The sequence below is a fragment of the Rhizobium sp. S163 genome, assembly GCF_030380805.1.
GTDB lineage: Bacteria > Pseudomonadota > Alphaproteobacteria > Rhizobiales > Rhizobiaceae > Rhizobium.
Genome location: NZ_JAUDSA010000018.1, coordinates 482,542 through 495,375, shown reverse-complemented (window position 1 = coordinate 495,375; position 12,834 = coordinate 482,542). Strand labels below are relative to the sequence as shown.

Here is a 12,834-nt window from a genome sequence, read left to right as displayed (position 1 = left end):
CCCGCTTGTACATTAGAAGGCCGATTTCGGCACGAAATCCGCCTCGACAGCCACAAAAGTTAAAAAATCGCCACACCGGTTAACGGGTTGTTTACCACGTTCCGTGAAAGGTGACGTTTGAGCATTGGTGTCCTGCATTCCTTCTTTCAAGTCTCGCGTTTTATGGGATGCGCGCCACACGTACAGCTTGAGGAAAGCCTAATTGATTATCCTCTCATGGACGATGCTCTCTGATCCGCATTCGTTGCGGCTCTGACGGAAAAGCCAATGATCGGCCCTGACGAGGGTGCGAACAGATAAGCGAGCAAGAAGATGAACGGATCGCGATCACATTCTCCCCGGCCTTCCGACAGGGCGTCGCTTGACGCGCTGAACCGCACGATCGAGGGATTGGAAGCACGGATCGAAGGCCTGATCGGCAGCGGAGTGCGCGAGCAGCGCAATCGCCAGCCGGCGCCCGAGCGCGAACCCGCCCCCGCCACTTACACGCCGCGAGCGCCCTACGCCGCCGCCGAGCCGCGTCCCGATCCGCTTGCCGAGATCCGCCAGCGCCAGCGCATGCTCGACGCAAGCCGCGAGCGCGCCGCCCGCGAGACCACCCCTTACGCACCCCGCGAACAGGCGACGGCCTATGCGGCCCAGCCAGCTCCCGCACACACGCCAGCGCCGCAGCCACGCGCGGCCGTTCAGCAGCCACAGGCTCCTGTCGCCAGTCCGCGTGGTGCCGAAGACACGATGACGGAAATCGCCCAGGCGCTCGTCAGCCTGCGCCAGGATCTGAAGCGCGACATCTCCGAGGGCGTGGCCCGCGAAATGGACGCGCTGCGCGGCGAACTGCGCGAGATCAAGGCAACCGCCGCCGATCGCCCCTTCGCAGAAGACATTCATGCCGACATGAGCCGGCTTGCCGACAGCATCAACCATCTGGCCGCTCGCTCCGAAACATCAGAGGCCCACGGCCTGCGCGGCGAATTCGAAGACCTGCGCTCGCTGATGGACGGGCTGGCGCGCGAGGATTCGCTGCGCCACATGGACCAGCGCTGGGACGGCTTCGAGAACCAGCTGCACGCGCTCGACACATCCGGCCTGCAGGAAGAACTGGTGGCGCTTGCCTACCGCCTCGACGATATCAAGCGCCATATCGGCGGCATGGGCGAAAGCCCGGCCGTCAAGGCGCTCGAAGACAAGCTCATCTCCATCGCAACGGCGATGGAGCAGTTCGGCAGCATGATCCAGCCGCATGACCGGGCGATGTCCGAGCAGTTCGCATCGATGGACAGCCGTCTCGACGAAATCAGCCGCGCGATCGCCGCGACCGGCCGCGCCGCGACATCGGGCGATCCAGCTGCAATGCACCGCCTTGAGGGACGGCTGAGCGGCCTTGCCGACCAGATCGAGCTTATGGGCCAGAGCGTGGCCAGCCGCGCCAACCCGGCCGATGGGCTTGCCGAACGGCTCGAAGCCCTGACGGCCCGTGTCGAGGAAGTCGCCAATGCCGAGGCCACGTCGCGCCTCGACGAACGGCTCGAACATCTGGCCTTCCTGCTCGAAAAGAGCCAGCGGGCCGCACCGCAGCCCGAACTGACCGGCGCGCTCGCCGATATCTCGCGCAAGATCGACGCGCTCGAGAACGGCGCAGTCAACGATGCGCTGGCGCAGCGCCTCGACTATCTCGCTCGCCGCATCGACGAGATGGAATTCCAGCCGCAGCAGGCGATGCAGACCCCGGTCGACGACGCAGCCTTCCTGCGCATCGAGGACCGGCTGAGCGATATCGCCGCCCGTCTCGACGAGAGCTCGGCAGCTCCCGCGACCGACGCCAACGCGCTGCGCAATCTGGAAGACCAGATCGCCAATCTTTCCGCGCTGATGAGCGAGCCACGCCCGAGCACCGAGATCGCCATCGATTTCGACCGCCGCATGGGCGCGATCGAAGATTACATGGCGACCAGCGACGAATACATCGTCGAAGCCGCCCGCCAGGCCGCCGAGGCGGTCGTCGAGGCCTATTCGCGCAACGGCGCCCTGCAGGGTGGTGGTGCCGGCGTCGACATGTCGGCGCTCAATGCGCTCGCCGCCGATCTTCGCCATCTCGAGGATCTGAGCCGCAGCGGCGAGGAGCGCACGCACAAGACCTTCCAGGCGCTGCACGAAACGCTGGTGCACATTGCCGACCGGCTCGACGACATGGAGAGCCGCACGGCCCGTCCGCCGGCCCGGATGCCGACCGCCGACGTCGATTTCAACGTCGACCCTTACGCGATGGCTGAGGCCGGCACCGAGGAAGTCGAGAAGCCCGCCGTGTTCGGCACCCGCGTACCGGAAGCCGTACGCAAGGCCGAGCCCGCGCCTGAGCCGGCCGCACCGGCAATCGCCGCATCCGAGACCAGCGCCATTGCCATCGAGGCCGCCAGCAAGCCTGCCGCGGCCGCCGCAAAGGGAAGCCTGCTCGTCAGCCTGGGCAAGCGCCTGCTGCCTTCGAAGAAAGCCAAGACCGGCGAACGCGCCGTCATCGACCCGTCGCCGTCGATCGATCCTGTCGACGTGATGCCGCCTGAGGCCGCCAACGAGCCGCTGGAGCCGGGCTCCGGTGCGCCTGACGTCAAGAAGATCCTGGAGCGCGTGCGCGCCAGCCAGAATGCGGCCCGCACCAACCCGAAGCCGGCAAGCGATACGGATCGCGCCGACTACATCGCGGCTGCCCGCCGCGCCGCACAGGCCGCAGCTCTCGAAGTCGATCCCAGCGGCAAGGCCGGGGCGGTGAAGGGCGAGAAGAAGGCGAAGATCAAGGATCCGGCCAAGGAATCAGGCAAGGGCAGCGCATTCTCGCGCTTCCGCCGTCCGATCCTGCTTGCCGTCGGCGCCGTGCTTCTGGCGATCATGGCCTTCCCGCTGGCCCGCACGCTGACCTCGGGCGCGCCCGCGCCGACCGCCGAAGTGGCAGCGATCACCGATGGGCAGAACGCAACGCTGCCCGCAGACAGCGAAACCGCGCCCGAACCTTCCGCACCCGTCGCGGCAGCCCCCGAGGCACCCGCTGTCTCGACGCCGACCCCGCCCGTGACGGCCAATGTCGCACCAGCGCCAACGGAGCCGGCAGCACCCGAGCGGCTGACCGAAGCCGCACCGCTTGGCGGCAATGGCGCGCTCGCACCTTCGGGCGCACCGCAGGATACGTCCGCCTTCACCGCCAACAACGCGGCACCATCGGCGGCCGAAACCGCACCGGCCACAGCGGCACCCGCGATCGCCGTCCCCGACACGATCCAGCCGAAGTCGCTTGCGGATGCCGCGAAGTCCGGCGATGCGCTGGCGCTGTTTGAAATCGGCGCGAGGTACAGCGATGGCCGTGCCGGCGTGACCGCCGACCCGAACCAGGCGCTGAACTGGTACCAGATGGCCGCCGACAAGGGCTTCGCGCCGGCGCAGTACCGCCTCGGCAGCATGTATGAGAAGGGCACCGGCGTTGCCCGCGACGCCAACAAGGCCAAGCAGTTCTACGAAGAGGCCGCCAACCAGGGCAACGCGAACGCGATGCACAATCTCGCCGTGCTCTACGCCTCCGGCGCGCTCGGACAGCAGGATTATTCGGCAGCCGCCAACTGGTTCACCAAGGCCGCCAATCTCGACATCACCGACAGCCAGTTCAACCTGGCGATCCTGTGCGCCCGTGGCAACGGCGTGCCGCAGGATCTGACGGAATCCTACAAGTGGTTCGCGATCGCTGCCAAGGGCGGCGACAAGGACGCTTCGCAAAAGCGCGACGAAGTCGCCAACGCCATGAAGCCGGATCAGCTGGAGAAGGCCCGCGCCAAGGCGGATCTCTGGAAGGCCGAGCCGCTCGACAACAAGTCGAACGGCATCGAGGTTCCTGATGAATGGGCAGGCACGGCCACCAAGACCTCCAGCGTCGACATGAAGCGGGCAATCCGCAACATCCAGGCGATCCTGAACAATAACGGTTTCGACGCCGGCCAGCCGGATGGCGAACTCGGCACCAAGACGGTTGCTGCGATCAAGAGCTTCCAGAAGTCGATCGGCCAGGAGCCGAGCGGCAAGATCAACGACGCGACGGTCAAGGCGCTGCTGGAACGCAACAAGGCGCCATCGACGAAGGCCTGATCGAGCGAAGGCTCACACAAAATCCCCCGCAAACCGGCGTTTGCGGGGGATTTTTGTTTGGTGAAAGCGATGCCTTCCAGCGCCCTCGCCTGAAGCGTGCTCAGTCCGGCATGATCAGCGAGCGGTGCGCGGCAACGCCGGCCATGACGCCTGCGGCAGAGGCCATGGTCGCATTGGCCATCGCGACGGCGGCATCGCCGGCGGCGTAGACGCCCTTGACCGTGGTCTGTTGAAAACTATCGACGCGGATGAAGGGGCCGGTGGGGCCGGCCTCCAGCGCGCAGCCGAGCTGTTCGGCGAGCGGGCTCGTCAGATGCGTCTTCGGTGCGACGAACAGGCCGCCAAGCGGCAGGACGCGGCCGTCGTTTAGGCGAACGGCTTCCAGGTCGGTCCCCTCTCCCAGCAATTCGACGACCGGGCTGCGGACGACGGTAACGCCGCGTGCATCGAGCAGGGCCGCCTGCTCAGGATCGGGCTCCCATTGCCCTTGTGTGAAATAGGTGGTCGGTCCCCAATCCGGGATCATCTGCGCCTGATGCACCGACATCGGATTGCCCGCGAGCACGCCGAGCGGGCGGTCGGCCACTTCATAGCCGTGACAAAAGGGGCAATGGATTACCGTCTTGCCCCAGCGCTGTTGCAGCCCCTCGATATCGGGCAGTTCATCGCGGACACCCGTGGCAAGCACGATGCGGGTGGCGCGCTGCGTGGTGCCGTCGGCAAGCGTGAGGGCAAAGAGGTCCCCTTCCCTGCCGATCTCGGTTGCTTCGCCCTGCAGCTGCGTCACCGTCTTGTAGAGGCCGAGCTGGCGGGATGCCTCAGCGATGATTGCCGCCGGCGCCTTGCCGTCCTGGCCGAGGAAGCCGTGGGACGCTTCCGCGAAACGATTGCGCGGCTTGCGCCCATCGACAACCAGCACCTTTCGGCGCGCGCGGGCAAGCTGCATGGCAGCGGACTGGCCGGCGAAGCTGCCGCCGACAATGATCACATCGTAGGTCATGAGGTTCTCCTATATCTCGCATCTTCATATGTTACATGAAAGCTCGCCGTCAAGATACGTAACCTATCTTGTTACAGATGAGCTCAGGCGCTAGATTGATTGCAACAGGAGTAAGCGAATGAGACGCGACAGCCGCCTTTCGCGCATGCTGCACGTGCTGATCCACATGGACCGGCACTACAAGCGCGCGACATCGGAAACCATTTCGAAAATGCTCGGCACCAATGCCGTTGTCGTGAGGCGCACCATGGCCGGCCTGCGCGACTTTGGCTATGTCCGCTCCGAACAGGGGCATGGCGGCGGCTGGGAACTGGCGCGCGGGCTCGACCAGATCACGCTCCTCGACATCTACGAGGCAATCGGCAAGCCGCCGCTGTTTGCGATCGGCCCTTCGGTCGATCAGCCGGAGTGTCTCGTGGAACAGGCCGTCGATGCCAAGCTCGGCGACGCGCTGAGGGAAGCCGAAGCGCTTCTGCTGGAACGCTTCCGCACGGTGACCATTGCCGACGTCGCGGCCGATTTCGACCGGCGCATGCCCGAGGGACAATGCAACATCCACGGCAACATTCACGCGGAACAATCGGCATCCGGCTGGATTTACGCGAAAGGCGCGGATCTTTTGCCGAAGCTGGCCGACAGCACTTGATCCATTGCCAACCGATCCTTTAAGCCTTGGCGACGCCGGGGAGAGGCTTCGCGCAGCGCAGGGATAATTGCACCATGGAAATATTCACATCCGCCGGCTTGCTGGCGCTTCTGCAGGTCATTGTCATCGACCTGGTTCTGGCCGGCGACAATGCCGTCGTCATCGGGCTAGCCGCCGCCGGCCTTGCCCCCGATCAGCGCAAGAAGGCCATTCTGGTCGGCATTCTCGCCGCCACCGTGCTGCGCATCGCGCTTGCCAGCGTCACCGTGCAATTGCTCGAGATCATTGGCCTGTTGCTCGCGGGTGGCATCCTGCTGCTCTGGGTCTGCTGGAAGATGTGGCGGGAAATCCGCGCCAACAATGCCCAGGACGGCGAAGGCGAGCATGCCGAGGGCGCGCAGGTTCCTCGCAAGACCTTCTTCCAGGCTGCCACGCAGATCGTCATCGCCGACGTGTCGATGTCGCTCGACAACGTGCTTGCCGTGGCGGGTGCGGCCCGCGAGCATCCGACCGTGCTTGTCATCGGCCTGATCCTGTCAATCGCGATGATGGGTATCGCCGCGAACTTCATCGCGCGGCTGCTCAACCGCTATCACTGGATCGCCTATATCGGCCTGGCGATCATCGTCTATGTCGCCCTGCACATGATCTATCGCGGCGGACTGGAAGTCTGGCCGCATGTCGCGGCAGCAACGGGCGGCTAAAGCAATCTCGGACGGCCCCGTCAGGGGCCGTTGACGAGCTTCAAGATGAGCGCCTGCACATTGCCGCCGTCGCTCATCTCCACCCGGTCGAAATCGCGACCGCGCTGGCGCTGCCTGCCGGATATCTCGCCGAGCCTTTCGGTGAGATTGGCGCGGATCTTTCGGCAATCGGGATCATCGGGCGCGGAAAAGCCGAGGCTGAGCGTCTCGATCTCATGCACCATGTCGATGATGGTGTCGCCATGCACACGCTCATGCTTGCGGATTTCCTCGATGAAGCTGTTCCAGCTGGTCTGAACCGCTGGCGAGAGTTTGGAGGACGGCTTGGGCAGCGTGTAGATGATCGTCAGCTTCGGCTTGGCGACCGTCAGCATGCAGGCATTGTCCGGCTGCCGCTCGTATTTGCGCGTCCATGTCAGCTTGAACGTGGTGTGGGCGATCACCCTGGACTGGCCGCCGACCTCGGGGCCGCGCTCTCCGATCGAGCCATAGAGTTCAGCGCCGGTCGTGCCTGATATCGCGTAGTTTCGCACCTCCTCGGTCGGCTTCCACTGCGCGAGCGCCGCGACCGGCATCGATGCGATCAGCGCGCCCAGCGTCAACATTCGAATGGCTGATCCCACATCTTTCCCCGTACTTTGTTCCGCGCGGCCAACCTAGGGCGCCGCCACCTCGCGTTCAATCGCACTGCTGGGCGTTCGGCCGCTTCCGCGCACGAGTGTGCCGCGATTGTCACAAAACCTGAAAAAAGCCTGATTAATCAGAATTCTTCGCGTATTGAGGAGACGCGGTGTCGCTGATCGAAAGCCTATCGCAACGATTTCAGGTTACCGTATCGCATTCGCATAAAACGTGGGGAACGCAACGGCCCGCCGGGTCGTCCGCAAATCGGGGTCGGCTGTGACAATCTATCTGCCCATCGCAGAATTGTCGGTGAACATTTTCATCATCCTCGGCATGGGTGCGGCCGTCGGCTTCCTGTCCGGCATGTTCGGCGTGGGCGGCGGCTTTCTGATCACGCCGCTTCTCATTTTCTACAACATCCCGCCCGTCGTCGCGGTTGCTACCGGCGCCAATCAGGTCGTCGCTTCATCGATCTCGGGCGCGCTGACCCACTTCAGGCGCGGGACGCTGGATGTGAAGCTCGGTTCGGTGCTTCTGGCGGGAGGTCTCGCGGGGGCCACCGTCGGCATCTGGGTGTTTTCGCTGCTGCGCCGGCTCGGCCAGCTCGATCTGATCATCTCCTTGATGTACGTGCTCTTCCTCGGCACGGTCGGCGGTCTGATGCTGCTTGAAAGCGTCAACGCGATGCGGCGCGCGTCGAAGAACATTCCGGCCGCACCACGCCGGCCGGGACATCATCACTGGGTTCACCGCCTGCCGCTTAAGATGCGATTCAAGAAATCGAAGATCTTCCTCAGCGTTATCCCGATCGTGTCACTCGGCTTCGGCATCGGCATCCTGACGTCTGTCATGGGCGTCGGCGGCGGCTTCATCATGGTGCCGGCGATGATCTATCTGCTGCGCATTCCGACCAACGTCGTCGTCGGAACGTCGCTGTTCCAGATCATCTTCGTCACCGCCTATACGACGGTCGTGCAGGCGGCGACCAACTTCTCGGTCGATATCGTGCTGGCCTTCATCCTGATGATCGCGGGCGTTATCGGCGCGCAATATGGCGTTCGCGTCGGGCAGAAGCTGCGCGGCGAGCAGTTGCGCGCGCTGCTTGGGCTGCTCGTTCTCGCCGTCGGTCTTCGCCTTGCCGTGGCGCTGGTGGTCACGCCGAGCGATATCTATTCGGTCGTGATGGGTGCCAACTGATGCGTCACCTGCTCAGGACATTGCTCGTATCCCTCATGCTGCTGCCGACGGCGGCCGGCGCACAGATGCTTTTGCCCGGCCAGACGCCGCAGCCCGTTGCCGAGGGGCTGGAGATCGGCACCTCCACCAGCGAGATCGCCATTACCTCCGACTTTCACGGCGCGGATTTGACGATCTTCGGCGCCTTGACCAACACCGACAGCCTGCTGCTCGCGATCGGCCAATATGACGTGGTCGTGGTGCTGGAAGGCCCGCGCGACAATGCCACGGTGCGCAAGAAGGAGCGGGTGTTCGGGATCTGGGTCAACACGCATTCGATGACCTTCGAGACTGTGCCGCATTCCTATTCGATGTCGAGCTCGCGCATGCTCGATGATGTGACGACGCCGCTTGATCTCACCGATCGCGGCATCGGCATCGACCATATTCCGCTGACGCCGATGGGCTTTCTCGGCAATGCCAGCAATGTCGGTGAATTCCGCGATGCCTATCGCCGGCTGCAGGAGCGCAGCGGCCTATATGTCCGCGATCCGAGCGGCGTGCGCTTCGTCAGCTCCAACCTGTTCAAGGCGAGCCTGCGGCTGCCGGCCAACATTCCGAACGGCGTGCATACTGTTCGCGCTTATCTCTTCAAGAGCGGCAAGTTCGTGACCGAGAAGTCGGCGCCCCTGCGGGTGATCAAGACCGGCATCGAGCAGACGATCACCGATGCGGCGCACGAGCAGCCGATCATCTACGGCCTGTTTGCCGTGTTCCTGGCCGTCGTGACCGGTTGGGGCGCCAGCGTGGTGTTCCGCAAGGAGTGATCGATCGCGGCCTCGGCTGGATGGGCCTGCCCCGGTCTCGCCACAAGATGATCACGGCATCGTCATTGTCTAAAAACCGACCATTAACGTTTACCAGTTAGTAATCTCTCCGACGTCGAGAGGTTTAGTCATGCGTATCCGTACTCTCCTTGCCGTCGTGGTTCTGGCTGTTCTTGCCGGCTGCGCGACTGCTCCCAAACAGACCCGAAACATCTGCGCGGTGTTCGACCAGCGCGACGGGATGTTCACCAGCTGGCAGCGCTCGGCGGAGAAGGCCGAGAAGAAATATGGCGTGCCGGTGCCGATCCTGATGGCGACGATGTATACGGAATCGGGCTTCCAGCCGAATGCGCGGCCGCCCCGCACCAAACTGTTCGGCTTTATCCCGTGGAAGCGGCAATCGACGGCCTATGGCTACTCGCAGGCGCTCAACGGCACCTGGGATCACTACCAATCGGCTACGGGGAACTGGAGCGCGCGGCGCACCAACTTTTCCGACGCGATCGATTTCATCGGCTGGTATCACTGGCAGAACAGCCAGACGACCGGCATCCAGCTCAACGACGCCTACAGCCTCTACCTCGCCTACTATTCCGGTCCGAAGGGATACATGCGCGGCGACTGGCGCTCGAACGCGCAGTTGCAGAAGACGGCGCAGCGGTTTGCAGGCATGGCTGCGACCTATCAGCAGCAGCTGCAGGGTGGTTGCAGCTAGTTCAAATGACGACGGGCCGGCGGTAGCGCCGCCAGCCCGGTCTAAAGTGCGCGATGAAATCAGGCGGCCTTGGCCGGCTTGTCGATCGGGTGCTGGGCGCGGAAGCCAACGGCCAGGCGATTCCAGACATTGATGGCGCCGATGGCAACCGTGATGTTCATCATCTCGGCTTCGCTGAAATGCGCCTTGAGCGCTTCATAATCGGCATCGGGAGCGCCCGTCTGGGCGACCTTGGTGACGGCATCGACCCAACCGAGAAGCGCGCGTTCGCGTTCGTCATAGACGGGCGATTCATGCCAGACGCACATGAGGTTGATCCACTGCTCGCTCAGGCCGTCATGGCGGGCTTCCTTGACGTGCATGTCGACGCAATAGGCGCAGCCGTTGATCTGCGACGCCCGCAGCTTGATCAGGTGAATGAAGCGGCGTTCGAGGCCGGACTTCTGGACGTAATCCTCAAGCGCGAGCACGGCCTTGTAGGCATCCGGTGCGGCCTTGGCGAAATTGAAACGCGGTTGCATGGCACTTTCTCCTTTGATGGCTCAGCGAGCCGTTCGACGTTCATGCATTTCCAGGAACGCGCAGCTTCTGGCTGCGATCGTCCCGTCGTCAATCTCCGCCAGTTCGGCGCCGAGATCGGCAATGGTGGTCTTGGCGAGCTCGGCGCGATAGACGCGCTCGGCCTTCAGCATCGCCGCCGAGATGTTGCACGGCTTGGCGAAAAAACGATCCGGCGCCGGGTTCGGCCCGCGCTGGCGAATTTCGTTGCAGCGAAAGGCGGGCGCCGGACCTTCGACGGCCAACACGATGTCGAGCAGCGTGATCTTCTCCGCCGGCCTTGCGAGGCGATAGCCACCTTTCGGGCCGGGCACGGTGTGAAGGATGCCGGCACCTGACAGCGCCTGCAGATGCTTCAGGAGATAGCTCGTCGACACCCCGTGAAACTCCGCAAGTGCTGCCGCCGACAGCACGCCACCCTCGGACAAACCCGAGAGCATCGCCACGCTGTGAATGGCCTGTTCGACGCCGTCTCCGAGTTTCATTCACTCAACTCCTCAATTCATGGATAAAATATATCCATGATTATGTCGCCTGTCAACCTTCTTTCCGGGACCCTGCAATTGCGCCCGAGGCGGTAGACTTTCGGCTTATTCAGCAAAGGCTTGTGAAGCGATTGGGATCAGCTAAGGTTGCAGTGTCAAAACACTCCAAAAGGGAACATCAATGAAAAAGACGATCTTGCTGACGGCCGCGGCACTTCTGGCCACGGCGCATCTTGCCTCCGCCGAAGACACCATCCGGATCGCCACCGAGGGCGCCTACCCTCCCTTCAACTACGTGGAATCGGACGGCAGCCTGAAGGGGCTCGATGTCGACATGGCCAAGGCGCTGTGCGAGGAAATGAAGGCCAAGTGCACGATCGTCGCCCAGGATTGGGACGGCATCATTCCCGGGCTGCTCGCCAAGAAATACGACGCGATCATCGCCTCGATGAGCATTACCGAGGAGCGCAAGCAGCAGATCGACTTCACCAACAAATACTACACGACGCCGCTTGCCGTCGCCGTGCCCAAGGACAGCCCGATCAAGGGCGTTACGGTCGAGGACATGAAGGGCAAGGTGGTCGGCGCGCAGGCATCGACGACGCAGGCAAACTACACCAGCGACGTCTACGCCAAGGGCGGCGCTGAGGCGAAGCTCTATCCGACGCAGGACGAGGCCGTGGCCGACCTGCAGAACGGCCGCACCGACGCGGTGGTCTCCGACAAGTTCGTGGTCGTCGACTGGCTGAACAAGGCCGGCAAGGATTGCTGCAAGCTGCTCGGCGATATCCCGGGAAGCGAGACGCAGGCCGGCATCGGCATCCGCAAGGGGGAGACGGAGCTGAAGGAGCGCTTCAACAAGGCGATCGACGCGCTGGTTGCCAACGGCACCTACCAGAAGATCACCAAGCAGTACTTCCCTTTCGATATCTACTGACCTGATGATAGCAGGATCGGTCGGTTGATACGCGCCAGCCATGGCGCAAAGTCATCCGGCCAATCCGCCGACGCCTTGCCGCTTCGCCCCATGCCGAAGCCGTGGCCGCCATTCTCCAACTGGTGCAATTCCACCGGCACGCCGGCCTTCAGGCAGGCCTGCTGCATGATGACAGTGTTTTCAGGATCGGAGATCGGATCGTCCTTTGCCTGCACCAGAAACATCGGCGGGCAGCGTGCTCTGGCATGATCCTCGACCGACCATTCGGCGCTGAGGGCCGCGCTCGGATGTCTGCCGATCAGCATGTGTCGGGTCCAGGTGTTGTCATAGGGCGGCTTCAGCGTGATGACGGGATAGATGAGCGCCGCGAAATCCGGTCGCGCCGATTGCTTGTCCGCGGCATCGACCTCTCGGTAGGAAGCGAATGCTGAACGGGTCGCCGCAAGGCCAAGCAGATGGCCGCCAGCGGAGAAGCCCAGCACACCCAGATGGCCGGGATCGATGCGGAAATGCGCGGCATTGGCCCGGATCAGCCGGATCGCGCGCTGCGCGTCCTGCAACGGCGCCAACGGACCGGCCGCCCAGCCCTCGCCCGGCAATCGATAGGACAGTACGAAAGCGGTGATGCCGCGGCTGTTCAGCCAGCGCGCCGCCGGCCTCGCTTCGTTGCGCATCGAGATCCGTCGGTATCCGCCACCGCCGGCGATCAGCACTGCAATGCCGTTCGGTTTCGCCGGTGCGTAAACCGCAATATTGGGCATGGCGATGTTGCTGATCGCGCCTCTGGCATTTTCGACGATCGCGCCGGATGGGCCGCCGCCACCCGGCGGCTCTCCTTGCCACAGGGGCAGGATTTCGCTCGGCGCGTCCGCCGGATTGCCGGCGGCCTGGGCCCTGCCCGGCAGCAACACGTTCGGCATCACGGTTGCGGCGCTCAGGGCGGCCAGCACGGATCGGCGCGTCAGCATCTGTCGTTCCATCGGTTTGCCTTGGTTGTTGCAAGGCAGACCAGCAATGCGGCGGAATTAGCGGCCACATCG

General features: G+C 63.7%; 12 protein-coding genes. 7 read left to right on the top strand and 5 right to left on the bottom strand.

From position 1 onward, the window contains the following. The first annotated feature begins 312 nt into the window (after positions 1-312). A complete protein-coding gene (locus tag QTL96_RS17985) occupies positions 313-4,122 on the top strand; it encodes a peptidoglycan-binding protein (protein WP_289728627.1) in 3,810 nt (1,269 codons plus the stop codon). A gap of 100 nt (positions 4,123-4,222) precedes the next feature. Here QTL96_RS17985 and QTL96_RS17980 read toward each other — a convergent pair whose 3' ends face one another. Next, complete coding sequence (locus tag QTL96_RS17980) at positions 4,223-5,122, bottom strand: NAD(P)/FAD-dependent oxidoreductase (RefSeq protein WP_289728626.1); 900 nt, start codon at positions 5,120-5,122, stop codon at positions 4,223-4,225. 118 nt (positions 5,123-5,240) lie between these two features. Here QTL96_RS17980 and QTL96_RS17975 point away from each other — a divergent pair, with 118 nt between their 5' ends. Further along, complete coding sequence (locus tag QTL96_RS17975) at positions 5,241-5,768, top strand: Rrf2 family transcriptional regulator (protein WP_289728625.1); 528 nt, start codon at positions 5,241-5,243, stop codon at positions 5,766-5,768. Positions 5,769-5,842: 74 nt separating this feature from the next. After that, positions 5,843-6,472: a TerC family protein gene (locus QTL96_RS17970; protein ID WP_018898343.1), complete on the top strand. Its 630-nt coding sequence runs from the start codon at positions 5,843-5,845 to the stop codon at positions 6,470-6,472. A gap of 20 nt (positions 6,473-6,492) precedes the next feature. On the opposite strand, the gene QTL96_RS17965 is transcribed toward QTL96_RS17970, so the two are convergent. Continuing rightward, positions 6,493-7,077 carry a DUF922 domain-containing protein gene (locus QTL96_RS17965; protein WP_289728624.1) on the bottom strand — a complete coding sequence of 195 codons (585 nt, stop codon included), beginning with the start codon at positions 7,075-7,077 and terminating at the stop codon, positions 6,493-6,495. 295 nt (positions 7,078-7,372) lie between these two features. On the opposite strand from QTL96_RS17965, the gene QTL96_RS17960 reads away from it, so the two are divergent. The 3 genes from QTL96_RS17960 to QTL96_RS17950 all read left to right on the top strand — a co-directional run bounded on the left by QTL96_RS17960 (position 7,373) and on the right by QTL96_RS17950 (position 9,814). Further along, a complete protein-coding gene (locus QTL96_RS17960) occupies positions 7,373-8,293 on the top strand; it encodes a sulfite exporter TauE/SafE family protein (RefSeq protein ID WP_289728623.1) in 921 nt (306 codons plus the stop codon). Further along, a complete protein-coding gene (locus tag QTL96_RS17955; protein WP_113196525.1) occupies positions 8,293-9,099 on the top strand; it encodes a TIGR02186 family protein in 807 nt (268 codons plus the stop codon). The genes QTL96_RS17960 and QTL96_RS17955 overlap by 1 nt, the downstream gene beginning before the upstream one ends. Positions 9,100-9,229: 130 nt before the next feature. Next, entirely contained in the window at positions 9,230-9,814 is a 585-nt protein-coding gene (locus tag QTL96_RS17950; protein ID WP_209232645.1) for a transglycosylase SLT domain-containing protein, read from the top strand. A 59-nt stretch (positions 9,815-9,873) separates the two neighbouring features. Here QTL96_RS17950 and QTL96_RS17945 read toward each other — a convergent pair whose 3' ends face one another. Both QTL96_RS17945 and QTL96_RS17940 read right to left on the bottom strand, forming a co-directional pair. Beyond that, on the bottom strand, positions 9,874-10,335 hold the full coding sequence (locus QTL96_RS17945; protein WP_018898338.1) for a carboxymuconolactone decarboxylase family protein: 462 nt from the start codon (positions 10,333-10,335) through the stop codon (positions 9,874-9,876). Between the two features lie 21 nt (positions 10,336-10,356). Continuing rightward, positions 10,357-10,857 carry an Rrf2 family transcriptional regulator gene (locus QTL96_RS17940; protein ID WP_289728622.1) on the bottom strand — a complete coding sequence of 167 codons (501 nt, stop codon included), beginning with the start codon at positions 10,855-10,857 and terminating at the stop codon, positions 10,357-10,359. Positions 10,858-11,038: 181 nt separating this feature from the next. On the opposite strand from QTL96_RS17940, the gene QTL96_RS17935 reads away from it, so the two are divergent. Next, the gene (locus QTL96_RS17935; protein ID WP_113009864.1) at positions 11,039-11,794 is read left to right on the top strand and encodes an ABC transporter substrate-binding protein; all 756 of its coding nucleotides are present in this window, start codon (positions 11,039-11,041) and stop codon (positions 11,792-11,794) included. Here QTL96_RS17935 and QTL96_RS17930 read toward each other — a convergent pair. Beyond that, positions 11,788-12,762: an alpha/beta hydrolase gene (locus QTL96_RS17930; RefSeq protein ID WP_289729143.1), complete on the bottom strand. Its 975-nt coding sequence runs from the start codon at positions 12,760-12,762 to the stop codon at positions 11,788-11,790. The genes QTL96_RS17935 and QTL96_RS17930 overlap by 7 nt on opposite strands. Positions 12,763-12,834: the final 72 nt, after the last annotated feature.